Annotated in this window: 26 protein-coding genes; 9 read left to right on the top strand and 17 right to left on the bottom strand. The window is 72.2% G+C overall.

All coding sequences use genetic code 11. The features are described 5' to 3' along the window. Positions 1–189: 189 nt before the first annotated feature. Entirely contained in the window at positions 190–828 is a 639-nt protein-coding gene (locus tag HNR20_RS24860) for an NADPH-dependent FMN reductase (RefSeq protein WP_184184344.1), read from the bottom strand. Between the two features lie 101 nt (positions 829–929). Between HNR20_RS24860 and HNR20_RS24855 the strand changes: the two genes are divergently transcribed. Continuing rightward, complete coding sequence (locus HNR20_RS24855; RefSeq protein ID WP_184184341.1) at positions 930–1,784, top strand: helix-turn-helix transcriptional regulator; 855 nt, start codon at positions 930–932, stop codon at positions 1,782–1,784. A 12-nt stretch (positions 1,785–1,796) separates the two neighbouring features. On the opposite strand, the gene pdxT is transcribed toward HNR20_RS24855, so the two are convergent. From pdxT to pgsA, 6 genes are all read right to left on the bottom strand, one after another. After that, on the bottom strand, positions 1,797–2,402 hold the full coding sequence (gene pdxT / locus HNR20_RS24850) for a pyridoxal 5'-phosphate synthase glutaminase subunit PdxT (protein WP_184184338.1): 606 nt from the start codon (positions 2,400–2,402) through the stop codon (positions 1,797–1,799). A gap of 10 nt (positions 2,403–2,412) precedes the next feature. Beyond that, positions 2,413–3,330: a pyridoxal 5'-phosphate synthase lyase subunit PdxS gene (gene pdxS, locus HNR20_RS24845; protein WP_184184335.1), complete on the bottom strand. Its 918-nt coding sequence runs from the start codon at positions 3,328–3,330 to the stop codon at positions 2,413–2,415. A 169-nt stretch (positions 3,331–3,499) separates the two neighbouring features. Continuing rightward, positions 3,500–3,994: a hypothetical protein gene (locus tag HNR20_RS24840; protein ID WP_184188941.1), complete on the bottom strand. Its 495-nt coding sequence runs from the start codon at positions 3,992–3,994 to the stop codon at positions 3,500–3,502. 92 nt (positions 3,995–4,086) lie between these two features. Further along, complete coding sequence (locus HNR20_RS24835; RefSeq protein ID WP_184184333.1) at positions 4,087–5,247, bottom strand: glycosyltransferase family 4 protein; 1,161 nt, start codon at positions 5,245–5,247, stop codon at positions 4,087–4,089. Positions 5,248–5,320: 73 nt separating this feature from the next. Continuing rightward, positions 5,321–6,253, bottom strand: a complete 933-nt coding sequence (locus HNR20_RS24830; RefSeq protein WP_184184330.1) for a phosphatidylinositol mannoside acyltransferase — start codon at positions 6,251–6,253, stop codon at positions 5,321–5,323. 46 nt (positions 6,254–6,299) lie between these two features. Next, entirely contained in the window at positions 6,300–6,929 is a 630-nt protein-coding gene (pgsA, locus tag HNR20_RS24825) for a phosphatidylinositol phosphate synthase (protein WP_184184327.1), read from the bottom strand. Between the two features lie 249 nt (positions 6,930–7,178). On the opposite strand from pgsA, the gene HNR20_RS24820 reads away from it, so the two are divergent. Next, positions 7,179–9,335: an elongation factor G-like protein EF-G2 gene (locus tag HNR20_RS24820; RefSeq protein WP_184184323.1), complete on the top strand. Its 2,157-nt coding sequence runs from the start codon at positions 7,179–7,181 to the stop codon at positions 9,333–9,335. A 520-nt stretch (positions 9,336–9,855) separates the two neighbouring features. On the opposite strand, the gene HNR20_RS24815 is transcribed toward HNR20_RS24820, so the two are convergent. After that, the gene (locus HNR20_RS24815) at positions 9,856–10,914 is read right to left on the bottom strand and encodes an aldo/keto reductase (protein WP_184184320.1); all 1,059 of its coding nucleotides are present in this window, start codon (positions 10,912–10,914) and stop codon (positions 9,856–9,858) included. Between the two features lie 97 nt (positions 10,915–11,011). Between HNR20_RS24815 and HNR20_RS24810 the strand changes: the two genes are divergently transcribed. After that, entirely contained in the window at positions 11,012–11,494 is a 483-nt protein-coding gene (locus tag HNR20_RS24810) for a hypothetical protein (protein WP_229687343.1), read from the top strand. Between the two features lie 53 nt (positions 11,495–11,547). Here the strand turns inward: HNR20_RS24810 and HNR20_RS24805 are convergent, their stop codons facing one another. Further along, on the bottom strand, positions 11,548–12,060 hold the full coding sequence (locus tag HNR20_RS24805) for an HIT family protein (protein WP_184188938.1): 513 nt from the start codon (positions 12,058–12,060) through the stop codon (positions 11,548–11,550). A gap of 177 nt (positions 12,061–12,237) precedes the next feature. Here HNR20_RS24805 and HNR20_RS24800 point away from each other — a divergent pair, with 177 nt between their 5' ends. Continuing rightward, positions 12,238–12,966 carry a D-Ala-D-Ala carboxypeptidase family metallohydrolase gene (locus HNR20_RS24800; RefSeq protein ID WP_184184314.1) on the top strand — a complete coding sequence of 243 codons (729 nt, stop codon included), beginning with the start codon at positions 12,238–12,240 and terminating at the stop codon, positions 12,964–12,966. 192 nt (positions 12,967–13,158) lie between these two features. Here HNR20_RS24800 and thrS read toward each other — a convergent pair whose 3' ends face one another. After that, positions 13,159–15,168 (bottom strand): threonine--tRNA ligase, encoded by a 2,010-nt coding sequence (gene thrS, locus HNR20_RS24795; protein ID WP_184184311.1) that lies wholly within the window; start codon positions 15,166–15,168, stop codon positions 13,159–13,161. Between the two features lie 186 nt (positions 15,169–15,354). Here thrS and HNR20_RS24790 point away from each other — a divergent pair, with 186 nt between their 5' ends. Further along, positions 15,355–16,386, top strand: a complete 1,032-nt coding sequence (locus HNR20_RS24790) for a DUF1775 domain-containing protein (RefSeq protein WP_184184308.1) — start codon at positions 15,355–15,357, stop codon at positions 16,384–16,386. Positions 16,387–16,558: 172 nt separating this feature from the next. Here HNR20_RS24790 and HNR20_RS24785 read toward each other — a convergent pair whose 3' ends face one another. Continuing rightward, positions 16,559–17,479, bottom strand: a complete 921-nt coding sequence (locus tag HNR20_RS24785; protein ID WP_184184305.1) for an ADP-ribosylglycohydrolase family protein — start codon at positions 17,477–17,479, stop codon at positions 16,559–16,561. A 73-nt stretch (positions 17,480–17,552) separates the two neighbouring features. On the opposite strand from HNR20_RS24785, the gene HNR20_RS24780 reads away from it, so the two are divergent. Continuing rightward, complete coding sequence (locus HNR20_RS24780; RefSeq protein WP_030489108.1) at positions 17,553–18,242, top strand: response regulator transcription factor; 690 nt, start codon at positions 17,553–17,555, stop codon at positions 18,240–18,242. Between the two features lie 29 nt (positions 18,243–18,271). After that, complete coding sequence (locus HNR20_RS24775; protein ID WP_184184302.1) at positions 18,272–19,675, top strand: HAMP domain-containing sensor histidine kinase; 1,404 nt, start codon at positions 18,272–18,274, stop codon at positions 19,673–19,675. Between the two features lie 250 nt (positions 19,676–19,925). Here the strand turns inward: HNR20_RS24775 and HNR20_RS24770 are convergent, their stop codons facing one another. Then, positions 19,926–20,948 carry an adenosine deaminase gene (locus HNR20_RS24770; RefSeq protein WP_184184299.1) on the bottom strand — a complete coding sequence of 341 codons (1,023 nt, stop codon included), beginning with the start codon at positions 20,946–20,948 and terminating at the stop codon, positions 19,926–19,928. Next, positions 20,945–21,739 (bottom strand): trans-aconitate 2-methyltransferase, encoded by a 795-nt coding sequence (locus HNR20_RS24765; protein WP_184184295.1) that lies wholly within the window; start codon positions 21,737–21,739, stop codon positions 20,945–20,947. Before HNR20_RS24765 ends, HNR20_RS24770 begins: the two co-directional genes overlap by 4 nt. Before the next feature lie 83 nt (positions 21,740–21,822). Here HNR20_RS24765 and HNR20_RS24760 point away from each other — a divergent pair, with 83 nt between their 5' ends. Together HNR20_RS24760 and HNR20_RS24755 are read left to right on the top strand one after the other, a co-directional pair. Next, entirely contained in the window at positions 21,823–22,806 is a 984-nt protein-coding gene (locus tag HNR20_RS24760) for an aldo/keto reductase (RefSeq protein WP_184184292.1), read from the top strand. Positions 22,807–22,894: 88 nt separating this feature from the next. Then, the gene (locus HNR20_RS24755; protein ID WP_184184289.1) at positions 22,895–23,089 is read left to right on the top strand and encodes a hypothetical protein; all 195 of its coding nucleotides are present in this window, start codon (positions 22,895–22,897) and stop codon (positions 23,087–23,089) included. 124 nt (positions 23,090–23,213) lie between these two features. Here the strand turns inward: HNR20_RS24755 and HNR20_RS24750 are convergent, their stop codons facing one another. The 4 genes from HNR20_RS24750 to HNR20_RS24735 form a co-directional block, all read right to left on the bottom strand. Beyond that, on the bottom strand, positions 23,214–23,417 hold the full coding sequence (locus HNR20_RS24750) for a cold-shock protein (protein ID WP_030338233.1): 204 nt from the start codon (positions 23,415–23,417) through the stop codon (positions 23,214–23,216). Between the two features lie 289 nt (positions 23,418–23,706). After that, a complete protein-coding gene (locus HNR20_RS24745; RefSeq protein WP_184184286.1) occupies positions 23,707–23,979 on the bottom strand; it encodes a DUF4235 domain-containing protein in 273 nt (90 codons plus the stop codon). Next, a complete protein-coding gene (locus HNR20_RS24740) occupies positions 23,976–24,350 on the bottom strand; it encodes a DUF3618 domain-containing protein (RefSeq protein ID WP_184184283.1) in 375 nt (124 codons plus the stop codon). The genes HNR20_RS24745 and HNR20_RS24740 overlap by 4 nt, the downstream gene beginning before the upstream one ends. Further along, complete coding sequence (locus tag HNR20_RS24735; RefSeq protein ID WP_184184280.1) at positions 24,347–24,781, bottom strand: phage holin family protein; 435 nt, start codon at positions 24,779–24,781, stop codon at positions 24,347–24,349. Before HNR20_RS24735 ends, HNR20_RS24740 begins: the two co-directional genes overlap by 4 nt. Positions 24,782–25,282: the final 501 nt, after the last annotated feature.

The raw sequence follows: 25,282 nt of genomic DNA, 5'->3' as shown, positions 1-25,282 counted from the left end.
TCACGCCCCGCTCCCGCCGGCGCACGCGGAGGTGCCGGTCAGCTCTGGTGGAAGCCGTGGCGGGCAGATGGCCCTGCCGAATCTCCGCAATCCTACCGACGTCCCCCGGGTCGCTGTCATGCACCGCGCGCGACAGCGCCGTCCCGTCCGCCCGGACCAGGGCAGACGGGACGAAAATCCCTGGACCGGCTACGTTCCCAGCAGCGCCCGGTCCGCCGGGCGCACCGCCCGGGACCAGCTCACGACCTCGGCGAGCATCGTGGACAGCTCCGCCTCCCGACCGTCGCGCGGTGCGAAGCGGCCAGCGGTCCGGTCACCAGGGTCGGCCTCGGTGAAGTCGAAGTCGGTGAAGATCGACAGCGCCACTCCCGTCGGCACCACCACGGTCCGCACCTCGGTCAGGATCGCCCGCAGGTGATCGGCGGCCCGATTGCCACCCTGCGCGCCGTAGCTCACCACCCCAGCCACCTTGTCCGCCCACTCCGCGTACAGGTAGTCGATGCCGTTCTTGAGCGCGGCCGGAATCGAGCGGTTGTAGTCCGGGGTGACGAAGACGAAGGCGTCGCAGGCGTCCACCACGGCCGCCCACCGCCGAGTGTGCGGGCGCCGGTAGTCGCCGAACAACGCCGGCACCGGCTCGTCGAGCAGTGGCAACGCCTGTTCCGCGAGGTCGACCAGCGTGAAGACGGCGTCCCCGGCGCGTACCGCCTCGTGCCGCTCGGCCACCTCCAGAGCCCAGCGGGCGATCGCCGCGCCGCGCCGGCCGGGACGGGTGCTGCCCACGATCAGACCGATCCGCAGGGGTCCTGTGCTCTGTGCGTTTCTCATGGCCATGAGCCTGCGAGCCGCGGGGCGATCCGGGGAGACCGCCGCGAGGATGGCCCTGCCAGGGCCACCCACCCACCGGCGCCGGCTGCCAGACTGACCCGATGATGGACGGAGAGCTGGGCGCCTTCCTCCGCAGTCGTCGCGAGGCCCGACGGCCAGCCGAGGTCGGCCTCGCCGAAGGCCCTCGCCGACGCACCCCGGGCCTGCGCCGGGCCGAGCTGGCGACATTGGCGCAGGTCAGCGTGGAATACCTGACCCGGCTGGAGCAGAGCCGGGACACCCGGCCGTCGCCGGAGATCCTCGCCGCGCTCGCCGACGCCCTGCGCCTGGACAGCGCCGACCGGGAACACCTGCGGCAGCTCGCCTCGGCCCAGCACGCCCGACAACTGTGCTCAGGCGACCGGCCAACGGTCTCCCGCACCGTGCGGCCAACGGTCCGCGCCATGCTCGACGCGCTGCGCGACACCCCGGCGTACGTGCTCAACCGGCTCGGCGACGTGCTGGCCTGGAACGAGCCGTTCGATCGGCTGGCCCGCCCGATCGGCCTGCTGAACGGGTCGCGGCCGAACCTGACCTGGTTCGTGCTGACCGACGAGCGGGCCCGAGAGCACTACCCGCACTGGTCGGCGCTCGCCGACCAGCAGGTCGCGGAGCTGCACCTGCTGCGCCGGGGTGACCCGGCCATCGACGCGTTCGCCGAGCGGCTCGCCCGGACGGTCGGCGCGCCGTTCACCGACCGCTGGCGGCGGCGACCGGTGACCGCCGCGCGGACCAACCCGCTGACGGTGCGCCATCCGGCGGTGGGGCTGCTGCGTTTCGACGTCGAGACGATGGAGCTGGCCGAGATCGACCCGCAGCGACTGGTGGTGCAGTTGCCCGCCGACGCCGCCACGGCGACCGCGCTGGACGAGTTGGCGGGCCGCCGCCCGGGGCAGCTACGCGCGGTCGCCGGCTGAGCGGCGGCACCGTCAGGAGACGCTGCGGACCAGGTCCACGAAGTACGCGTGCACGCGCAGGTCACCGGTCAACTCCGGGTGGAACGAGGTGGCCAGCAGGTTGCCCTGCCGGACCGCCACGATCCGGTCGGCGGCCGGGCCGCCGGTCACCGATCCGATCACCTCGACGCCGGCACCGACCCGCTCGACCCACGGCGCGCGGATGAAGACCGCGTGGAACGGCTCACCCGGCACCCCGGTGATGTCCACCGGCGCCTCGAACGAGTCGACCTGCCGCCCGAACGCGTTGCGCCGGACGGTCATGTCGATGCCGGAGAAGCCCCGCTGGTCGGGTCGGCCGTCGAGCACCTCGGTCGCCAACATGATCATGCCGGCGCAGGAGCCGTAGACCGGCATGCCGTCGACGATCCGCTTGTCGATCGGCTCGCGCATCTCGAAGATGTCGGTGAGTTTGCTGATGGTGGTGGACTCGCCGCCGGGGACGACCAGGCCGTCCACCGCGTCCAATTCCGCCGGACGGCGGACCGGGCGGGCGTCCGCGCCCGCCGCTGCCAACGCCGCCACGTGCTCGCGGACATCCCCCTGCAGCGCGAGCACACCGATCACGGGTACGGCCATGGCCCTTACCTCACCAGCCGCGCTCGGCCAGGCGGTGCGGCTGCGGGATCTCGTCGACGTTGATGCCGACCATGGCCTCGCCGAGGCCACGGGAGACCTTCGCCAGCACGTCCGGGTCGTCGTGGAAGGTGGTGGCCTTGACGATCGCGGCTGCCCGCTGAGCCGGGTTGCCCGCCTTGAAGATGCCGGAGCCGACGAAGACACCCTCGGCGCCGAGCTGCATCATCATCGCCGCGTCGGCCGGCGTGGCGATCCCACCGGCGGTGAACAGCACCACCGGCAGCTTGCCGCTCTCGGCGACCTCCTTGACCAGCTCGTACGGGGCCTGCAGCTCCTTGGCCGCGACGAACAGCTCGTCAGCCGGCAACGAGGACAGTCGACGGATCTCCTGACGGATCTTGCGCATGTGGGTGGTGGCGTTGGAGACGTCCCCGGTGCCCGCCTCCCCCTTGGAGCGGATCATGGCCGCACCCTCGGTGATCCGCCGCAGGGCCTCGCCCAGGTTGGTCGCGCCACAGACGAAGGGCACCGTGAACGCCCACTTGTCGATGTGGTTCGCATAGTCGGCCGGGGTCAGCACCTCGGACTCGTCGACGTAGTCCACGCCCAGCGACTGGAGGATCTGCGCCTCCACGAAGTGGCCGATGCGGGCCTTGGCCATCACCGGGATGGAGACCGCCTCGATGATTCCGTCGATCATGTCGGGGTCGCTCATCCGGGACACCCCGCCCTGCGCGCGGATGTCGGCGGGCACCCGCTCCAGGGCCATCACCGCGACAGCGCCGGCATCCTCAGCGATCTTGGCCTGTTCGGCGTTGACCACGTCCATGATCACGCCGCCCTTGAGCATCTCGGCCATGCCACGCTTCACGCGGGCGGTGCCGACAACGGGGGCGGTACCGGTGTTCGAGGCGGTGTTTTCGGGCACGGGTCATCGCTCCTTGGAGGCACTCTGGGGGTGGCAGCGAAAATGCTACGCGCAGGTCAACGCCTCACCGACAGCCAATCAGACCCCCGGTGGCCTGCACTGTGGCCCTGCTCACCGGTCCCGACGGGCGGGTCGGCGGCGGCTCCAGGAGCCGGCGCGCGGCGACAGGTCAGGTGGCGGGAACGTCCGCCGGGACGGTGAGGGTCGGATCGTCGATGTCGAAGTAGCGCGGCCACTCCCGGCCCCGCCCCATCCGCAACAACCGCACCAACGGACGGCTACGCGCCGAGCGGGCGTCGCGGACCAGATCCGTGTGCACCTGCCGGGACAGCGCGAGCCGACGACTGGCGGCGATGACCGCCCCGCAGTCCGGATCGCCCGGATCCAACTGGACGGCACGCAACTGCCGGGTGAGGTCGTTCTCCGCCGCCTCCCGCTCATCCGGGCTGGCGTCCAGAGCGATCCGGGCCGCCGCGTACAGCTCGACGCCGAAGCGCCGCTCGGCCAGCACGGCGGCTGCCGCGGCCCGGCGCAACAGGTGGGCGTCGAGGGCCCGAGCCGCCAGCTCCGCGCGGCCCTGCAGCCGCTCCACCCGGCCGGCCGTCCAGATGAGGTACGCCGCGACCAGCCCCAGGACCACGCTCGCGGCCACCACCCACCACATGTGCCGCATCGTAGTGCTGCTCCGTTTCGCCTCCGCTGAGGCGCGGCCACACCGGTCACCCCAGCGTCATCCGCACCATGTGCCACACCGGTTCAGCCCAGCCCCACCCACTCCTGGTCGATGACCCGCCCGTCGGTTGCCTCGATCGCCGCTGCGTATACCTCCAGAACGCGGCGAGCAACCACCGGCCAGTCGAAATTCGCCACCACCTGATCGCCGCAGGCCGTCAACGCGGCCCGCCCGGCCGGGTCGTCCAGCAGCTCGGTCACCGCGTCGCGCAGCCCGACCGGGTCACCGGTGGGGAAGAGTCGACCTGCGCGCCCGCCGTCGAGCACCCGCCGGAACGCGTCCAGATCGCTGGCGACCACGCTCGTACCCGCGGCCAGCGCCTCGGTGAGGATCATGCCAAACGACTCGCCGCCGGTGTTCGGTGCCACGTAGAGGTGCACGCTGCGCAGCATTCGCGCCTTGTCCGGTTCGGTAACCAGGCCGAGGAACGTGACCCGCTCATGCAGCTCGGCCGGGAACTGGTCGTACAGGTCGTCGGGATCACCCGGGCCGGCGACGAGCAACCGCAGCCCGGGCCGGGTGGCGGCCATCGCCACGAACGCGTCGCGCAGCACCGGGAAGCCCTTGCGCGCCTCGGTGAACCGGCCCAGGAAGCCCAGGGTGCCGCCGGTGCCCGGCGCGCACTCCCCCGGCCAGCCCGGCAACGGCTCGGCGTCGGCGAACTTGGCCACCGCCACCCCGTTGGGGATCTCCACCGCGCCGCCGTCCATGTGCTCGACCTGAACCTTGCGGGCCAGCGCACTGACCGCGATCCGGGCGGTGATCCGCTCCAACACGATCTGCAGCACGCCCTGCGCGGCGGCCAGCACCCGCGAACGGGTCATCGCGGTGTGGAACGTGGCCACCACCGGGCCGCGGGCGGACAGCACGGCCAGCAGGGACAGGCTCAACGTGAGCGGCTCGTGCACGTGCAGCACGTCGAAGTCGCCGTTGGTGAGCCACCGGCGTACCCGGGCGGTCGAGACCGGGCCGAACGCGATCCGGGCCACCGACCCGTTGTACGGCAGCGGCACCGCCCGACCGGCGGACACCACGTACGCCGGCAGCGGCGAATCCTCGTCAGCCGGGGCGAGCACGCTGACCTCGTGGCCGAGCGTGATCAGCGCCTCGGCCAGGTCCATGACGTGGTTCTGCACCCCTCCGGGCACGTCGAAGGAGTACGGGCACACGATGCCGATCCGCATGTGTCAGCGCCCCCCGTCCAGGACGGTGGGCCACCACGGCGACGCACTCCTCGCACCTATCGTGCCCACCTCCTCAGGCCTGACCGGAGGCCGGCGAGGGCAGCGCCGTGCCGTCCCCCGACCCCCGCTGATCCAGCCACATCCGCTGCAACATGTGCCAGTCTTCCGGATGCCGGGCGATACCCGCCGCCAGACGGTCGGCGATGAGCTGGGTCAGCGACCGGACCCGCTGGTCCAGAGGCCCCACCTCGGGCCCCGGCACCGGCAGCGGGCCGGCGAGCGACGCGCACGGCGCGTCCGGTTCGTACCACATCGAGGCCACGTAGAGCGGCGCGCCGGTGTGCAGCGCGAGCAGCGCCGGCCCGGCCGGCATCCGGGTCTTTCCGCCGAAGAAGTCCACCTCCACCCCACGGGCGGAGAGGTCCCGGTCGGCCAGCAACGGCACCACCGCACCGGCACGTACGCGGTCCAACAGCACGTCGAACGCCGGACGCGACCCGCCGTGGGTCGGCAGGATCTCCATCCCCAGGCTGGCCCGGAAGGCCATGAAACGCTTGTACACGCCCTCCGGCTTGAGCCGCTCCATGACCGTGGCGATCGGCCAGCCGTTGGCCGCCACCCAGGCACCCGCGGCGTCCCAGTTACCGGCATGGGGTAGCGCCACCACGGCGCCCCGGCCCGCGGCCACGTCGGCAGCGAGCAACTCCGCGCCATCCAGTCGGAAGCCGGACAGGATCTGCGCACGGCTCAACGCGGGCAGCCGGAACGCCTCCATCCAGTACCGGGCGTACGAGCGGAGCCCGCGCTTGACGAGATCGTCCAGCTCGGCCTCGGGCAGCTCCGGACCGACCACCCGGCGCAGGTTCGCGCGCAGTCGAGCCGTACCCCCGCCCGGGCGGCGGTGGGCGCGGTCCGCGCCCGCCTGAAACGCCGTCGCCACCAGCGGCCGGGGCAGAGCGCGGACCACCCGCCAGCCGGCGATGTAGCCCAGCTCGGTGAGGTTCACGCGGCCCGGCCGCGAGTCGTCCGGCACCGGGCCGGCGACGCGCCGCTCACGCCTGGCCGTTCGGCTGGAGCTGCTGGGCCTGGCGGTAGACGTGCGTCATCCGCTGCCCCACCGTAAAGATCGACACCGCGGCGAGCAGCCAGAGCGCGATCTCCAACGCCGGGTCGACACCGACGCCGGTGAGGATCCCGCCGACCCCGACGATCAGCAGCCGCTCGGTGCGCTCGGCGATGCCCACGTTGCAGGTCATGCCGAGCCCTTCGGCACGGGCCTTGACGTAGGAGACCAGACTGCCGGCGGCCAGGCAGACCAGCGCGGCGGCCACCCCGGAGTGGTCGCCCTGCGTGGCCAGCCAGTACGCGACGGCGCCGAAGACGGCGCTGTCGGCGACCCGGTCCATGCTTGAGTCGAGGAACGCGCCGAACTTGGTGGAGCCGCCGCTCATCCGGGCCATCGTCCCGTCGAGCAGGTCGGTGAGCGCGAAAACGGTCACGATTAACGCGCCCGCGACCAGGTGGCCGCGAGCACCGAAGCCGAGCGCGCCGACGAGCACACCAACGGTGCCCGCAACGGTGACGGCATTGGGGGTGACGCCCGCGCGCAGAAGGGCACGGGCAATCGGCTCGACGACGCGGGTCATCCCCGCGCGGGCCGACACTTGGAAGATCTTCGCCATGGCGGTCCCCACGATAACGGTCCGCCCAGCTCCGGCGATACGGCCGGTCCCTCCGACCCGCCCGGGGGAGGCTTGTGCCTACCCGACAACGGGTGTGAGATCGAGCCGGAGGGTGAGCCAGCTCACCCGTCCACCCGTCCCGTTCCCGCTGTGCAGCAGACCACCGGAGGATATCGCCGCGCACTCGCCCCGGGCCGCTTCCCGTCGCGCGGCGGTCGCCACCACCACCGGCTGAGGGAGGTGCGCCCCATGGCGCAAAAAAATCAGGACAAGGGTTCCACCGGCGGTACGCCGGTGGTGACCGAACCCGAGCGGGTACGCAACGTGGTGCTCGTCGGGCACTCCGGGGCAGGCAAGACGACCCTGGTCGAGGCCCTGCTCGCGGCGACCGGCACGATCGGCCGGGCCGGCACCGTCGTCGACGGCACCACGGTCGGCGACCACGACCCCGCCGCCGTACGTCAGCAGCGTTCGGTCAGCCTGTCCTGCGCACCGCTGCTGCACAACGGCATCAAGGTCAACCTGCTGGACACCCCCGGGTACGCCGACTTCGTCGGCGAGCTGCGCGCCGGGCTGCGGGCTGCCGACGCCGCCCTCTTCGTCGTCTCCGCGGCGGGCGGCATGGACGCGGCCACCGTCGCGCTGTGGGAGGAGTGCGCGGCGGTCGACATGCCCCGCGCGGTCGCGGTGGCCCGGCTGGACCAGCCCCGCGCCGACGTCGACGAGACGGTGGCGCTCTGCCAGCGCCTCTTCGGCGACAACGTGATGCCTCTTTACCTGCCGATGCTCGGCGACGACGGCGTGTCCACCGAAGGCCTGCTCGGCCTGATCACCCGCCGGGTCTTCGACTACACCGCCGGGCTTCCGGCCGACGTACGCGACCCGGACCCGGAGCACCAACCAGCCATCGACGAGTCGCGCAACGAGCTGATCGAGGGAATCATCGCCGAGAGCGAGGACGAGACCCTCATGGACCGCTACCTCGACGGCGAGGAGATCAGCACCGAGGTGCTCATCGACGACCTGGAGAAGGCCGTCGCCCGAGGCCACTTCTACCCGGTGGTGCCGGTCTGCGCCCAGACCGGCGTCGGCCTGGACGTGCTGCTGGAGGTGCTGACCGCCGCGTTCCCGTCGCCGCTGGAGCACGAGTTGCCGGCGGTGAGCGGCGTGGAGGGCTCGCCCCGCCCGCCGCTGACCTGCGACCCGGACGGGCCGCTCGTCGCCGAGGTCGTCAAGACCACCGTCGACCGGCACGTCGGTCGGGTCTCGCTGGTCCGGGTCTTCTCCGGCACACTGCGCCCCGAGCAGACCGTGCACGTCTCCGGGCACGGCATGGCCGAACGCGGCCACCCCGACCACGACGCCGACGAGCGGGTCGGGCACATCTACACCCCGCTGGGCGCCACCCTGCGCGAGGTGCCGCTCTGCGTGGCCGGCGACATCTGCGCGATCACCAAGTCGGGCAGCGCCGAGACCGGCGACACCATCTCCGCCAAGGACGACCCACTGCTGATCGCCCCCTGGGAGATGCCCGAGCCAATGCTGCCGGTGGCGGTCGTGGCCCACAGCCGCGCCGACGAGGACGCCCTGGCCCGCAACCTCGCCCGCCTCGTCGCCGGCGACCCCACGCTGCGCCTCGAACGCAACCCGGATACCCACCAGCTGGTGCTCTGGTGCATGGGCGAGGCACACGCGGACGTGGTGCTCGACCGGCTACGCGCCGGCGGCGTCGAACTGGACACCGAGCCGGTCAAGGTGTCGCTACGCGAGACGCTCACCGTGCCCGCGAAGGGGCACGGCCGGCACGTCAAGCAGTCCGGGGGCCACGGCCAGTACGCGGTCTGCGACATCGAGGTCGAACCCCTGCCCCCGGGCAGCGGCTTCGAGTTCGTCGACCGGGTCGTCGGCGGCGCGGTGCCCCACAACTACATCCCGTCGGTCGAGAAGGGCGTCCGCGCACAACTCGACCGCGGCCTGGTCGCCGGCCACCCGGTCGTGGACCTGCGGGTGACCCTCGTCGACGGCAAGGCGCACAGCGTCGACTCCTCCGACGCGGCCTTCCAGACCGCGGGCGCGCTCGCCCTGCGTGACGCCGCCGACCGTGGCCAGCCAGCGCTACTGGAGCCGATCGACGAGGTCACCATCCGGGTGCCGGACGGCTCGGTGGGCACGGTGATGGGCGACCTGTCCGGCCGCCGCGGTCGAGTGCTCGGGACCGAACCGGACCCGGACGCCGACGGCCGCACCCTCGTCCGCGCGGAGGTGCCGGCCACCGAACTGCTCCGGTACGCCGTCGAGCTGCGCTCGATGACGGCCGGCACAGGCACCTTCCGCCGCCACTTCGTCCGCCACGACCCCATGCCCACCCACCTCGCCGACCAGATCCGCAAGGAACAAACCCCGTAACCTCCCCCGCCGCGCCTGGGCAGCGGGGCCCAGCCCAGGCGCGCTTCAGCCCAGGCGCGTTTCAGCCCAGGCGGCCCCTGCCCAGCCCGGTCCAACTCGCCCAGCCCTGCCCGATCCGCCCCCGCACCGCCTCGGCTCGCCCCGCATCGGCTCGGCCCCGCCCCGGCCCGCCGCGTCCGACCCGCGATCTTGCACTTTGTGTCGCGTTAATGTCGCTATTGCCCTAGAAGTCCCGACAGGAAGTGCAAGATCGCGGGGATGGGGCGACGGGGGCGAGGTCGGCCGGGTCGGACCCGACCTTGCTGCCGCCGATCATGGAGTTGCGGTGCCTCGCAAAGGGTGCACTAGCCACCAAACCAGGCACCACAACTCCATGATCGACTCCGGCGGTCATGGGGGCAGCACGAGCGCGGCGGACCGGGGCAGCACGAGCCGAGGCAGCACAAGCCGAGGCAGCACGGGCGGGCAGCACGGGCCGGGGCAGGGGCGTGGGTGCGAGGGCAGCGGGGTCGGGGGTGGTTTAGGGGTGGGTTGTGGGGTCGGTGGGGCGGGGCCAGTGGGGGCGGTCGGCGTCGCGGAGGGCAGCGGTACGTAGTGCGGCCAACTGACGTTCCACCTCGGTGAACTGGTCCGCCGGCAGTGGACCCCGGTGCAGGGCCGCGGCGTTCTCCTCGACCTGCGCGACCGTACGGCAGCCCGGGATCGGGATGGTGCGACCGCTGCGGGCCCAGATCCAGCCCAGCGCACCCTGGGCGAGGCTGCGTCCGTCGGCGGTGAGCGCGGTGCGGACCGCGGCGACCCGGCGCAGCCACTCCGGTGCCGGCCGGCCGCCACGGAACCACTCCAACCAGCCCGGGGCCAACCCGCGTACGTCGTCCTGGGGCAGTATCGATCCGGCCGAGTACTTGCCGGTGAGCAGGCCCATCCCCAGCGGACCCCGGTTGACGCTCGCCAGGTCGTACTTGTCGCAGACGGCGAGCAGCTCGGGGGCGTCCCGCAGCACCGACAGAGTGTGCTGCACGGCGGTGGCACCGGCGGCGGCGTGCCCGAACGTGGCGGCCCGGTCGGGTCGGTCGGTACTCCACCCGTACGCCCGGATCAGCCCCTCGGCGACCAGGTCCTCGCAGGTGCCGACCAACGCCTGCGCCCGTGGCACCGGCAGGTCGGCCAGGTGCAGCTGGTAGAGGTCGATCCGGTCGGTGCCGAGCCGGCGCAGCGAGGCGGTCACGGCGCGCCGCAGGTACGCGGGCGACGCGTCCTCCCCGGTCGCCTGCCGGCTCGGCTCGTCGAAGGTGTACCCCCACTTGGTGGCGATCACGGCGTCGTCCCGGCGGCCGGCGAGCGCCCGGCCGAGCACCCGCTCACCGTGCCCGGCGCCGTACGTGTCAGCGGTGTCGAAGAGGGTGATGCCCAGATCGAGGGCCCGACGTACCGCCCGCGCGGACTCGTCGTCATCGACCGCGCCCCAGCCCAGCGGCTGGGAGCCCTCCGCCCAGGGCCCGCCGATCGCCCAGCACCCCATGCCGAGGGCGCTGACCTCGATGCCGCTGCGCCCCAACGTCCGTGTCGTGACTGCCATCGGCCGATCGTGCCACCTTCGCAGGTCGGGGCGTAGCAGATCCCGGGGGCGGAAACCCGGGTATGCGTCGACCTGCCCGTGCGGCATGATCGGCCGCATGCGGAGGCTGGGCGTGGACATCGGGGGCGTGATCATCGAGCCGGCCGACGGGGACGCCGACACGTCGTTCTTCGGCGCGCACTACCTGCGGACCCCCGTCGTCGACGGGGCTTTCGAGGCGCTGGCGGCGGTGGGTCCGGCGTTCGACGAGGTGCACCTGGTGTCCAAGTGCGGGGAGTCCACCGAGCAGCGCACCCGGGAGTGGTTGGCCCACCACGACTTTCCGGCGCGCACCGGCATCCCCGAGCAGCGGGTGCACTTCTGCCGCACCCGGCCGGACAAGGCGCCGATCGCCCGACGACTCGGGCTGACCCACTTCGTGGACGACAAGCTGGAGGTGCTCGGCTACCTCGACACGGTGCCGCGCCGCTTCCTGTTCCGACCCCGCCCGGCGGAGGTCGCCGCACACGCCGCGCTGCTACCTGGCGTACACCGGGTGGAGAGCTGGCCGGAGCTGACCCCGCTGCTACGCGCCGACTAGCCCGACCGGCGCGGACGCCGCACAACGCGGACGCCGCGCAACGTGGACGCCGGTCAGGACGGCCAGGCGCGGGTGAGCAGGTCGCGGGTGTCGCCGAGCAGTTGCGGCAGGACCTTCGTGCGGCCGATCACCGGCATGAAGTTCGCGTCACCGCCCCAGCGCGGCACGACGTGCTGGTGCAGGTGGGCGGCGATGCCGGCGCCGGCCACCCCGCCCTGGTTCATGCCCAGGTTGAAGCCGTGCGCGTTGCTCACCTTGCGGATCACCCGCATCGCGGTCTGGGTGTACGACGCCAGCTCGGTGGTCTCCGGCACGTCCAGGTCGGTGTAGTCGGCGACGTGCCGGTAGGGGCAGACCAGCAGGTGCCCCGGGTTGTACGGGTAGAGGTTGAGCACCACGAAGACGTGCTCGCCACGGGCTACCACGAGGCTCTCGTCCGGCGGCAGCTTCGGTGCCCGGCAGAACGGACAACCGGTGGGCTTCTCGTAGCCCTCGGCTGGGCGGTCCTCGCCGGATATGTAGGTCATCCGGTGCGGCGTCCAGAGCCGCTCCAGGCCGTCCGCCATGCCACCGATGTCCGTATGCCGTTCCGCGCCTGTCACGAGCCGATCCTACGGAGCCGCTCAGGCGAGCCGCGACACCTGCCGCCGGGGAAAATCCTTGCTGCAAATTCTTGACGGATCGATGCCCACGCCTGAAAATTCCATGCATCCACGAACTTCCATTTATTGATGGAGGGTTACATGATCCGACGGCTCGGCAGGCTTCTCGCGGCACTTGCGCTGACCGCCGCCACCACAGTGGCCGGCATCACCCTCACCGCCGGAGCGGCACAGGCGGACGGCTGCTACACCTGGGGTCGCAGCCTGTCCCAGGGGGCGTCCGGTGAAGACGTCCGGCAACTCCAGATCCGGGTCGCCGGCTACCCCGGCTACGGCGCCGTGCTGACCATCGACGGCGCGTTCGGCCCGGCCACCCGCTCGGCGGTGATCCGCTTCCAGCAGGCGTACGGGCTGTCCGCGGACGGGATCGCCGGCCCGCAGACCTTCAACCGGCTCTACGCCCTCCAGGACGACGACTGCACCCCCGCCAACTTCAGCTACGCCGAGTTGAACAACTGCAACAGCACCTGGGCCGGCGGGGCGGTCGCGGCGAGCACCGCACGATTCAACGCGCTCGTCTCGATGTGGAAGCTCCAGGCCCTGCGGCACGCCCTCGGTGACGTCGCCATCGCGATCAGCAGCAGCTTCCGCAGCTACGCCTGCAACAGCGCGGTCGGCGGGGCGTCCAACAGCCGGCACCTGTACGGCGACGCGGTGGACCTGGTCGGGTCACCGTCGTTCTGCCGGCTCGCCCAACAGGCCCGCTACCACGGCTTCGGCCAGATCCTCGGCCCCGGCTACCCGGACCACAACGACCACACCCACGTGGCGGCGGTCGGCGGCTGGTCCGCGCCGAGCTGCGGCATCTGACGCCCGAGCGTGATCTGCTGCGGTCGACCGCCGGAGATCACGCTCGAACATAGAAGTAGTGGCCTCCCCGTCGCGGGAGGCCACTACTTCCTGGATCGAGCACGATCATGAGCGGCCGCACGGACGGACGCACGGACGGACGCGCGGACGGACGCGCGGACGGACGCGCGGACGCGTCAACGGCCGCGCGACCTACTCCGCGGCGGCCGACGGGCCGATGTTGGTCCGCGAGCTGACCACGTCCAGGACGTGGGTCACCGCCTCGGCGATCGGTACCCCGTTGCGCTGGGAGCCGTCGCGGTAGCGGAAGGACACCGTGCCGGCGGCCACGTCGTCGTCACCGGCGATCACCATGAACGGGATCTTCTGCTGCTGGGCCGTGCGGATCTTCTTCTGCATCCGGTCGTCACCCGCGTCCACCTGCGCCCGGATGCCCTCGGCGCGCAGCGCCGCGACGAAGCCGTGCAGGTAGTCGGTGTGGTCCTCGCGGATCGGGATGCCGACCACCTGCACCGGCGCCAGCCAGGCCGGGAACGCCCCCGCGTAGTGCTCGGTGAGCACCCCGAAGAACCGCTCGATCGAGCCGAACAACGCCCGGTGGATCATCACGGGCCGCTGCCGGCTGCCGTCGGCGGCCTGGTACTCCAACCCGAACCGCTCCGGCTGGTTGAAGTCGACTTGAAGAGTGGACAACTGCCACGTCCGGCCGATCGCGTCCCGCGCCTGCACGGAGATCTTCGGCCCGTAGAACGCCGCGCCACCCGGGTCGGGGACCAGGTCCAGGCCGGAGGTCTCGGCGGCGGTCCGCAGGGCCTCGGTCGCCTCGGCCCAGTCCTCGTCGGCGCCGATGAACTTGGGCGAGTCGTCCCGGGTCGACAGCTCCAGGTAGAAGTCGTCCAGGCCGTAGTCGCGAAGCAGGTCCAGCACGAAGCTGAGCAGCGTGGTCAGCTCGCCAGCCATCTGCTCGCGGGTGCAGTAGATGTGCGAATCGTCCTGGGTCAGACCACGCACCCGGGTCAGGCCGTGCACCACACCGGACTTCTCGTACCGGTAGACGGTGCCGAACTCGAACATCCGCAGCGGCAGCTCCCGGTACGACCGCCCGCGCGCCCTGAAGATCAGGTTGTGCATCGGGCAGTTCATCGCCTTGAGGTAGTAGTCCGCGCCCTCCAACTGCATGGGCGGGAACATGGTGTCCGCGTAGTACGGCAGGTGACCGGAGGTCTGGAACAGCTGCGCCTTGGTGATGTGCGGGGTGTTGACGAACTCGTACCCCGCCTCCTCGTGCCGGCGCCGCGAGTAGTGCTCCATCTCCCGGCGGATGATGCCGCCCTTGGGGTGGAAGACCGCCAGGCCGGAGCCGATCTCGTCGGGGAAGCTGAACAGGTCGAGGTCCGCGCCGAGCTTGCGGTGGTCGCGTCGGGCGGCCTCCTCCAACAGCTTCAGGTACGCCTTGAGCTCATCGCGGGTCGGCCACGCGGTGCCGTACACCCGCTGCAGTTGCGGGTTCTTCTCCGACCCGCGCCAGTAGGCGGCGGCCGAGCGCATCAGCTTGAACGCGCCGATCAGGCGGGTGGTCGGCAGGTGTGGCCCCCGGCACAGGTCCGACCAGCAGACCTTGTCCTCCTTGGCGTCGAGGTTGTCGTAGATGGTCAGCTCGCCGCCGCCCACCTCCATCACCTCGTCGGTGTCCAGGCCCTCGCCCTTGACCTCGATCAACTCCAGCTTGAACGGCTCGTCGGCCAGCTCGGAGCGCGCCTCGTCCAGACTGCCGAAGCGGCGACGGCGGAACCGCTGCCCCGCCTTGATGATCTCCTGCATGCGCTTCTCGAGCTTGCTGAGGTCATCGGGCTGGAACGGCTTGTCGACGTCGAAGTCGTAGTAGAAGCCGTTCTCGATCGGCGGGCCGATGCCCAGCTTGGCCTCGGGAAAGATGTCCTGCACGGCCTGGGCGAGCACGTGCGCGGTGGAGTGGCGCAGCACGTTGAGCCCGTCGGGCGAATCCAGGCTGACCGGCTCGACGACGGTCTCCTCGGCCGGCGCCCAGTCCAGGTCACGCAGCTGACCCGCCGGGTCGCGGACCACCACGATCGCCTTGGGGCCGTTCGCGGGCAGTCCGGCCGCGGCCACCGCGTCGGCCGCCGTGGTCCCGGCGGCGACGACGACGGGGTCGGCCACGGCGGGGGTACGGGGTGCGGACACGGTGACTCCTCCAAGCGGTACGAAACGGTGCCGATCCTCGGCTCCTGCCGATGCTATCGGTCGCCCCGCCCCCGACCGGGAAGGGCACCTACTCACGGCCGCGTTGAACCTTTCGCGCCTCGCAGCCGAACTACCAGGTGTGGCCGGAACCGGTGCCGGCCGCGTCGATACGGATGGGGGCACAGGATGGCGAGCACGCACGGCGGTGGACGTCGGCGGCGGATCGCGGCGGTGACCGCGCTGACCGCCGCCGGGCTGCTGTTCTGGCCCGGCATGGCGCACGCCGCGGACGTGACGACCACGCCGACCGAGGCTCGGCAGGGCGACGCCGTACGCCTGGAGTTCACCGTGCCGGAGGAGCGGGCCGGCACGAAGACCCGCGAGATCGAGGTCCGGATGCCGGCAGACGCGCCGATCGCCGAGGTCTACCCGATGTCGGTGGACGGCTGGGCGCCCCGGATCAGCTCACGCGACCTGGATCAGCCGGTGACCGGTATCCACTCCAGCGGGGTGAGCACGGTGACCACCGCGGTGACCTGGGTCCGGGTCGGCGAGAGCGAACCCGGGCCGGCCCGGCTCGCGCTGTCCATGGGGCCGATGCCTCAGGCGGAGAAGATCACCTTCGAGGTCGTCCAGACGTACGCCGATGGCACGGTCATCCGGTGGGCGGACGCCACCGGCGCGCACCGGGCCCCGGTGCTCACCCTGCTGCCGGCGGCCGCTGGCGCGGCCGGACCGGTCGGGCACGGCGGCCATGGCGCCCCCGCTGCCGGTGCCCCGGCTGCCGGTGCCCCGGCCGCTGCGGACACCGGTGTCGACGCGGCACCGGCCGGCGGGGCGGACGGCGAGTCCGGCAGCGCCGACGGGATGCTGGCCGCCGGCCTGCTGGCGGGGTTGGGCGGCGGCGCGGCGATCGGTTGGCTGGTCAGTCGGTGGCGCCGACGCGACCCGGCCGAGCACGCGGCACTCGCCGAGGTCACCGGCAGCGGAGCGGCGACCGGCGACGGAGAGGCGACCGGCGACGGAGAGGCGACCGGCGACGGAGAGGCGACCGGCGACGGAGAGGCGGCCGGCAGCGGAGAGGTGGCCGGCAGCGGAGCCGATACGACCGAGACGGCCACGACGCCAGGTGCCGATTCGAGGCTTGCAGCGCCCGTCACCGACCCGGTCTCCGACACGAAGCCGACCGAGGTCGGCACCCCCGCCCGCGTCGGCTGATCGGCAACCGCCGCCGCGGTCCCGCGATATCCCAGCCATGCGCCGCGGCCTGCCCCGCGATCTTCCCGGCATGATCGACTCGACATCGCCGATGTTGGCGTGTCCCGCCGCCCGGGATACCCCCATATTGGCGATACGGAGTGGATCACGGTCTCGCGCCGACGGACGGCGATCAGGGCAGCCAGGTGGGTAACGGTTCGCGGGCGGTCACCCATGACTCGGGCACCCCGCCGGGAGCACCGACACCGGTGTACGCCGCCACCACCGCCCCCGCGATGGCGGCCGTGGTGTCCACGTCCCCGCCGGCCCGCACGCACGTCTGGATCGCCGCCGGATAGTCGTCGAGGTGGGTGGCGGCCACCCAGAGGGTGAACCCGACGGTGTCCTGGGCGGTCACCCGGGAGCCGTTGCCGAGCGCCGCCACCACCGGGGGCAGTGGCCGGCCGAGCAGCCCGGCCGCCCGATTCACGCTCCGGTGCACCTCGGTGCCCGAGTCGAGCGCCGCGGCGATCCCGGCGAGCAGCCGATCCGGAGCCGGACGGTGCCCGTCGAGGCGGGCTCGGGCGGCCAGCGCGGCGGCAACTGCCACCGCGACAGCGCCGGCGATCCCCTCCGGGTGCGCGTGCGTCACCTCGGCCGAGGCGCGGGCCTGTGCCGCGGCACGAGCGGTCGAGTCGGCGAAGTACGCGCCCAGCGGACCGACCCGCATCGCCGCGCCGTTGCCGCAGGAGCCCTGACCGTCGAAGGCGGAGGCGGCGGCCAACGGCCACGGGGTGCCGGTGCGGATCAGCCCCAGGATCAGCATCGCGCCAGCGCCGTAGCCCCGCCGTGGAGCGCACCGCTCGGCGAACGCCAGGGCCAGCCGGTCCCGGTCGATGCCACCGGAGTCGGCCAGCTCGGCGAGGACCGAGCAGGCCATCTCGGTGTCGTCGGTCCACTCCCAGGGCGCCGGCGGCAGTGCGCCCGTGGCGAGATCCGCGGGCGGTGACCCCGGCAGGAAGTACTGCGCGCCGAGCGCGTCGCCGGTGGAGAGACCAGCGAGGCTGTCCCGGGCGAGCGCGAGGCGGGCATCGACGAACAGGGTGAAAGACATCGCCGTACCAGCTTGCCCGCTCGCCAGGCACGTCGCAACGCGATCAACTTGCCAGGCAAAGTACGGTCTTGTCGTGGCCTCCGTACTCCTGGTCGAAGACGATCACGTCGTACGTGGCGCGATGCTGCGGTCCCTCACCGACCGGGGGCATGCCGTGCACGCCGTGGGTACGGCGTTGGACGCCCTGCGTCGGGTCGCCGCGGAGACGCCCGACCTGGTGGTGCTGGACCTCGGCCTGCCCGACCTGGACGGGTCAGACGCGCTGCGGATGCTGCGCGGCATCACCGACGTCCCGATCATCATCGCCACCGCCCGTGACGACGAGCAGTCGGTCGTCAAACTGCTGCGCGCCGGCGCCGACGACTACATGGTCAAGCCGTTCACCGGGGCGCACCTGGACGCGCGGATCACCACCGTGCTGCGCCGGGCCGGCCGGGCCAGCCGGACGGTCCAGCCGGCGGTGCACAGCGTCGGCGGGCTCCGGGTGGACGTGGGCGAGCGCAGCGCCCAGCTCGACGGGGAGCCGCTGGCGCTGACCCGCAAGGAATTCGACCTGTTGGCGTATCTCGCCGCACGACCTGGGCGGGTAGTGTCCCGCCGGGAACTCTTGGAGGAGGTATGGCGGCAGCCATCGGTCGGCGAGGATCAGACCATCGACGTTCACCTGTACTGGCTCCGCAGAAAGATGGGCGAGTCCGCGGCGAAGCCGCGCTACCTGCGCACCGTGCGGGGGGTGGGGTTCCGGCTGGTAGCACCGGACTGAGGACGGCGCTGGCCCTGCTCACGGCCGGCATGTGCAGTCTCGTCGCGCTCGCGTTCCTGATCCCCCTCGGGCTCAGCCTGCGTGAGCAGAGCCGGGACGAGGCGATCGCCGACGCGGCCCGGCGCAGCGCGCTGGTGACCGGCGCGCTGGCGGTGAGCACCGACCCGGCGGTCGTCGAGCGCGCCGTGGTGGCGAGCGCCGAGGGCGCCCCGACCCGGCCCGTGGTGCACGGGCTGGGGCTGGACGAGTCCGCCGGTCGGGCCGGCGGCAGCGACCTGGACCGGGCCCGTGCCGACCGACGGTCGTTGGTCGTCGACGTCGACGGGGGTGTGGTCCGGCTCGACCCGGTCGTCCTCGGTGACCGGACAGCCGTGGTCGAGGTGTTCCTCCCGGATTCGACGCTCGGCGAGGGCGCCGGCGGCACCTGGCTGTTGCTGTTCGCGGTCGGCGCGGCGATGGCCGGCGCGGCGGTGCTGGTGGTCGACAGGGTCGCGGCCCGCGCGGTGGACTCGACCCGAGGTCTGGTGAAGGCCGCGCTCTCCATCGGCGACGGCGACCTGGGGGTGCGCGTCGAGCCGACCGGTCCCCGCGAGCTGGCCGAGGCCGGGTACGCGTTCAACCGGATGGCCGACCGGCTGGACGCGGCCCGCACCGATGAGCGGGAACTGGTCGCTGACCTGTCGCATCGTCTGCGTACCCCGTTGACCGTGCTGCGGTTGGACGCGGAGGCGCTGGAGTCCGATGACACCAGCGTGGGTTCGTTCAGCCCGGCGGAGCTGGACCGCCTACGCGGCATCCGGCGGATCCGGCAGGCGATCGTCACCCTGGAGGGTGAGATCGACGTGTTGATCAAGACCACCCGTAAGGCGGTGGCGCACGAGGCCGGGCCGGCGATGTGCGACGTCAGCGAGGTGGTCCGGGACCGGATGGTGTTCTGGGCCGCGCTGGCCGGCGACCAGAACCGGCCGCACCGGGTAAACGGCGCACAGCTGCGCATCCCGGCGCCGGTGCCACGGGCCGAGTTGGCCGCCGCGCTGGACGCGGTGATCGGCAACGTCTTCCGCTACACCCCGCAGGGCACCGCGTTCGAGGTGGCCGTGTCCCGGCGGGACGGTTACGTGGCGATCCGGATCGACGACGCCGGCCCCGGCATCGCCAACCCGGACCGGGCGCTGCGCCGGGGAGCCAGTGACCAGGGCTCGACCGGGCTTGGGCTGGACATCGCCAAGCGGGTGGCGTTGCAGGCCAACGGCTCGGTGAGCATCGACCGCGCCCGGCTCGGCGGAGCCAGCGTGGTGATGCTGCTCGCCGACCCGGAGGCGACGCCGCGGCAGGTCAGCCGATTCGGTCTGGTCGGCCGGATGGCACGCGACGCCCGGGACACGAAGGGCGCCGCACGTCGCTGGCCCCGCCAGCGCCCCACCGACGACTGACCGGACGCCGGCCCGGGCTGTGCGCCACCGCAAGTCTTCCTTAGATCGCGGTTAACGACCGCGTTGGATCGGCTACGGGCTGACAGGATCAGAACACGAACCAAACAGTTCCACCGGCCAAGCGCACCACGCACCCACGGCCGGTGGAGCCGCGCGCGCGGCGGGAGTTTCAGGTCCCCCCACACCCACGCTCCCGCCGCGCGCCCTGCTCCCCCGACCGGCTGAGCCGGCGGCAGCGAGCCCAGCCGACTCAGCCAGCGGCGGCGAGGTATGCGTCGATCTCGGCCGCGATCCGCTGCTTGCCGGCAGGGTCGAGGAAGGACGCGGTCACCGCGTTGCGGGCCAGCCCGGCCAGACCCTCGGGACCGGCTCCGAGCAGGCGGGCCGCCACCGCGTACTCGTCGTTGAGGGTCGTGCCGAACATCGGCGGGTCGTCGGAGTTGATGGTGACCAGCAGCCCGGCCTCGACCAGCCGGGGCAGCGGGTGCTCGTCGAGGTTGGCCACGGCCCGGGTCCGTACGTTGGACGTCGGGCAGATCTCCATGCCGATCTGCCGCTCGGCCAGGTAGGTGAGCAGCTCCGGGTCCTGGGCGGCGGAGATGCCGTGCCCGATCCGCTCGGCGCCCAGCTCGTTGAGGGCGTCCCAGATCGTCTGCGGCCCGGTGGTCTCCCCCGCGTGCGGCACCGAGCGCAGCCCGGCGGCACGGGCCTGGTCGAAGTAGGGACGGAACTGGGGCCGGGGTACGCCGATCTCCGGGCCACCCAGGCCGAAGCTGATCAGCCCCTCCGGGCGTTCCTCCAGGGCGATGCGCAGCGTCTCCTCGGCCGCGGGCAGGCCCGCCTCACCGGGGATGTCGAAGCACCAGCGCAGTTCGAGGCCGAAGTCGGCCATCGCGCGCTTGCGGGCGTCCTCGATCGCCTCGCAGAACGCCGGCGCGGGGATGCCCCGACGCACGTGCGAGTACGGGGTGATGGTCAGCTCCGCGTACCGGACGTGTTGGCGGGCCAGCTCCCGGGCCACCTCGTGGGTGAGGAGCCAGACGTCCTCGGGGTCGCGGATGAGGTCCACCACGCTCAGGTAGACCTCGATGAAGTGTGCGAAGTCGCGGAACTCGAAGTAGGCGGCGAGCGCCTCCGGGTCGGCCGGCACGGGGGTGCGTCCCTCGTGGCGGGCAGCCAACTCGGCGACGATGCGGGGCGAGGCGGAGCCGACGTGGTGCACGTGCAGCTCCACCTTGGGCAGGCCGGCGATGAAGGTGGGCAGGTCGGTCACAGGTTCTCCTGGGCACGGTCGCCGGTGCGGGCGACGACGAAGACGCGGCGGAACGGGAAGTACACCTGACCCTGCCGCACCGGGTACGCGGCGGTGAGCCGTACCCCCAGCTCGGCACGGAAGGCGGACCAGCCGGCGGCGTCCAGCGCGGCCCGGACCGGGCGCAGCGCGGTGCCCTCCATCCAGGCCAACACCGGGTGCTCGGCGGCGGGCCGAGCCGGCAGCAGGTGCACGTAGGTAGTCTCCCAGGCGTCCACCGCGCAGCCGGCGGCGGTCAGCAGCGCCGCGTAGTCGGCCGGGTCGTCGACCGGGTCCGCTCGCAGCAGCGGGGCGATCTCGGCCCGCCAGGTCGGCAGGTCGGCGACGTCGCGCAACGCGCGATGCGAGGGTGCGGCGAAGTTGCCGGGGACCTGCATGGCCAGCCACGCGCCGACGGGCAGTTCGGCGGCCCAGCGGCGCAGCAGCTCCTGATGGCCGGGCACCCACTGCAGCGCCGCGTTGCTGACCACCACGTCTTCGTCGCCGGCGGGACGCCAGTCGCGCAGGTCGGCGACGGTGAAGTCGACGGGAGCGTCGAGGGCCGCGGCCCGATCGATCATCTCGGCCGAGGAGTCCAGGCCGAGCACCCGGCTCTTCGGCCAGCGCTCGGCGAGGGTGGCGGTGAGCTGGCCGGGGCCGCAGCCGAGATCGACCACCGTCCGGGGCCGCTCGGCCGGGATCCGCGCGACCAGGTCGTGAAACGGCCGGGATCGTTCGTCGTCATAGCGTAGGTAGGTCGTCGGATCCCACATGGTCGCCTCCAAACCGTACGTCCGTCTTGCTGAAAGGTACGGCTCACCTGGCAGGGCCGCAACCCGATCACTAGGCTCGGGGCATGGAACAGCGCAGCTTCAACCGGCTCGGCCGGACCGTCGGGGCGGTCGGCCTGGGCGCGTGGCAACTGGGCGCCGACTGGGGCACCGTCAGCGAATCCGACGCGATGGCGGTGCTCGCCGCCGCCGTGGACGACGGGGTCACCTTCCTCGACACCGCCGACGTGTACGGCGACGGCCGCAGCGAGCAGCTGATCGGCCGCTTCCTGCGCTCCCGACCCGACGCGGGGCTCACCGTCGCCACCAAGATGGGCCGCCGCGTCGAGCAGCTGCCGGAGGCGTACACCCTGGCCAACTTCCGGCAGTGGACCGACCGGTCCCGGGCCAACCTGGGCATGGACACGCTGGACCTGGTCCAGCTGCACTGCCCGCCCACCGCCGTCTTCTCCTCCGACGAGGTCTTCGACGGCCTGGACACCCTCGTCGCCGAGAAGGCCATCGCCGGGTACGGGGTCAGTGTCGAGACCTGCGACCAGGCCCTCACCGCGATCGCCCGGCCAGGCGTCGCGAGCGTTCAGATCATCCTCAACGCGGTCCGCCACAAGCCGCTCGAGCGAGTCCTGCCGGCAGCCGCAGCGGCCGGGGTGGGCATCATCGCCCGGGTGCCGCTGGCCAGTGGCCTGCTCTCCGGCCGATACGACGAGAACACCGAGTTCCCCGCCGACGACCACCGCAACTACAACCGGCACGGCGCGGCCTTCGACGTCGGGGAGACGTTCTCCGGGGTCGACTACGCGCAGGGCCTCGCCGCCGTACGCCGGCTGGCCCCGCTGGTCGACGCGGACCGCACGATGGCGCAGTTCGCGCTGCGCTGGGTGCTCGACCAGGCCGGCGTCACCGTCGTCATCCCCGGTGCCCGCGACGCTGACCAGGCCCGGCGCAACGCCGCGGCGGCGTCCCTGTCTCCGCTCACCGACGGCCAGCTGGCCGCCGTACGCGAGATCTACGACGAGCTGATCCGTCCGCAGGTCCACGACCGGTGGTGACCCGCGCACCCGGGGTGCTCGCACCGCGCCGCCCGACCAGCGATGCTGGTGGGCGGCGCGCCGCCTCGGGCGGCGGAGAGGGGATGCGATGAGGGGCTGGCTTACGCTCACCCTCGGCCTGCTGGCCGTCGTGATCGGTGCGGTGTGGACGGTGCAGGGCCTCGGGTATGTCAGCGGCAGCGTGATGACCGACGAGAAGATCTGGGCGGTGCTCGGCCCGCTGGTGGCGCTGGCCGGGCTGGTGGTGCTCTGGCTCGGTCTGCGCTCGCGTCGGCGGAGCTGACCCGCCGGTCCACACTGGTGCCCGGCCTCGACAGGGGAAAGCCCCGTATCCGGGACGGGATACGGGGCTTTGCAATGACCCTGACCGGATCGTCCCACTGGCCGGCGGGGGCCGGCCAGTTCACTCAGATGGGACGGACCTGCTCGGCCTGCGGGCCTTTCTGACCCTGAGCAATCTCGAACTCCACCCGCTGGTTCTCCTCCAGCGAGCGGTAGCCGCTGGTCTGGATGGCCGAGAAGTGGACGAACACGTCAGCACCCCCACCATCGACGGTGATGAAGCCGAAGCCCTTGTCAGCGTTGAACCACTTCACGGTTCCCTGAGCCATGTGTATCTCCCTCTAAAAACTGGTGGCCGTGCACGCCGTCCGGCCGATTGGCCGTTTTCGAGCAGCGGCGTCTGAGGCGGCCCCCACGAAGGAGACTTCTCTCAACCCACGCCATCTCGCAACAGCGTGGACCAGCAAATCACGTACGCAAAAAGTCTGTCACGACCTCTCCGACGAATTTCTCCGACATGTGACCTGACGGATGCCTCAGATCCGCTGGGCGGCGTCGGACGCCATGCGAAAGCCCCCTTCCCATCGATGCGGGAAGGGGGCTGCAGTCGCTGTGTGGTCAGTCCGGCCAGCTGCCGGTCATCCGGCGGACGCCGACCGCGCCGCCCCGGTCCACGGCAGCCCGGACGACCGCGAAGATGGCGCCCTGCAACGCCGCGGCGGCCAGGACCTCGCCCCAGCCGCGATCCTCGTCGGTCGCGTTGGGCGCCTCACCGTCGCCCGCCGTGACCTTCCAGACCTGCCGGAAGATCGCGCCGGCCACCGCGCCTGCGGCGATACCCAACAACACGCCGACCGGCCGGTACGCGACCCTGCCGATGCTCTTGCTCACCTACGCCTCCCCCGCACGATCATCAGCACCACCACGGTGGCCACCGCGCCGGCGGCGATCGCCGCCCACGGCACCGGGTTGCGGCGCACCAACTCGCCCTTGTCGTGCGCCTGCGCGCGCACCAACCCGCCCTTCTCGTAGGCCTGTGCCCGCGCCATCCCGGCACCCCGCACGGCCTGCCCGCGAACCCGGGCGACGGTCTGCGCCGCCTGCTCGCGCATCCGCTCCTTCGCCTGGCCGGCGGACTCCTTCAGGCGCGCCTTGACGTCGGCCTTGGCGGCCAACGCCTCCATCGTCTCGCCCAACTCGACCCGGGTGCGACGGATCTCCTCGCGGAGCGCCTCGGTGTCGCCGGTCCCGTTGCCCGTCATTGCCGCCCCCTGTCCTTCACTGCGGCGGTGACGGTGTCCATGTCGGCCCGGAGGCTGCGGACCGTGGCCGCCGGCATTGGCGGGACGGCACGGCTGACCTGGTTCTTGCCCACCAGGGCGAGGACGCCGGCCACCAGGAAACAGGCCACCGCCACGATCAACGCGGCGGCCCAGGCGGGCAACACCAGGTCGAGCAGCAGGATCGCCGTGGCGACCAGCGCGCCCAGCCCGAAGAATGCCAGTGCGCCGCCGCCGCCGAACAGGCCGATCCCGATGCCTGCGTGCTTGCCCTTCTGGGTCAACTCTGCCCGGGCCAGCGCCAGTTCGTCCCGCACGAGGCGGGAGACCTGCTCGGTGGCTCGCTGCACCAACTCGGCGGTGGAGGGCTCGCTCCCGTTCTGGGATGTGCGGGCGTTCGCCACGTCAGCCATGCTGTCCTCCTTTCCTCATCACCGCGCTGTATGCCCGGAGTCGCCGCCCGTCAATCCTAAAACGCGCCGAGCAGCTCACCGTCCCCGTTGTCCGGACGCCGCGCCGAGGAGCCCGGCGCCCGTCCCGCTCGATCGCGCCAGAGACGTCCGGCAGCAGATCCCCCACCCAAGCCCGACCAAACCTCTCACCCTGACCCCTCTCCCCCCGCCCACCCACGTCCGCAGCGGTGATCATGAGGTTGGCGAGGACAAACCGTGCATATCCCCCACCCAAGGCCATGATCGTCGTGGTTGGGGGTGCAAGATCGCGCTCGATCCTGGTTGTAGTGGTTTCCCGGGGAACGCCAGGCCACTACAACCAGGATGTCGCGCGATCTTGCGGGGCAGGGCAGGGCAGGGCGGGCAGGGGCGGGCAGGGCGAGGGGGGATGGGGCGGGGCGGGGCGGGGCAGGGCGGGGCGGGGCGGGCAGGGCGAGGCGGGGTGGGGCGGGGCGGGGCGGG

It is taken from the genome of Micromonospora parathelypteridis (assembly GCF_014201145.1).
GTDB lineage: Bacteria > Actinomycetota > Actinomycetes > Mycobacteriales > Micromonosporaceae > Micromonospora > Micromonospora parathelypteridis.
This window is presented reverse-complemented; position numbering and strand designations above follow the sequence as displayed.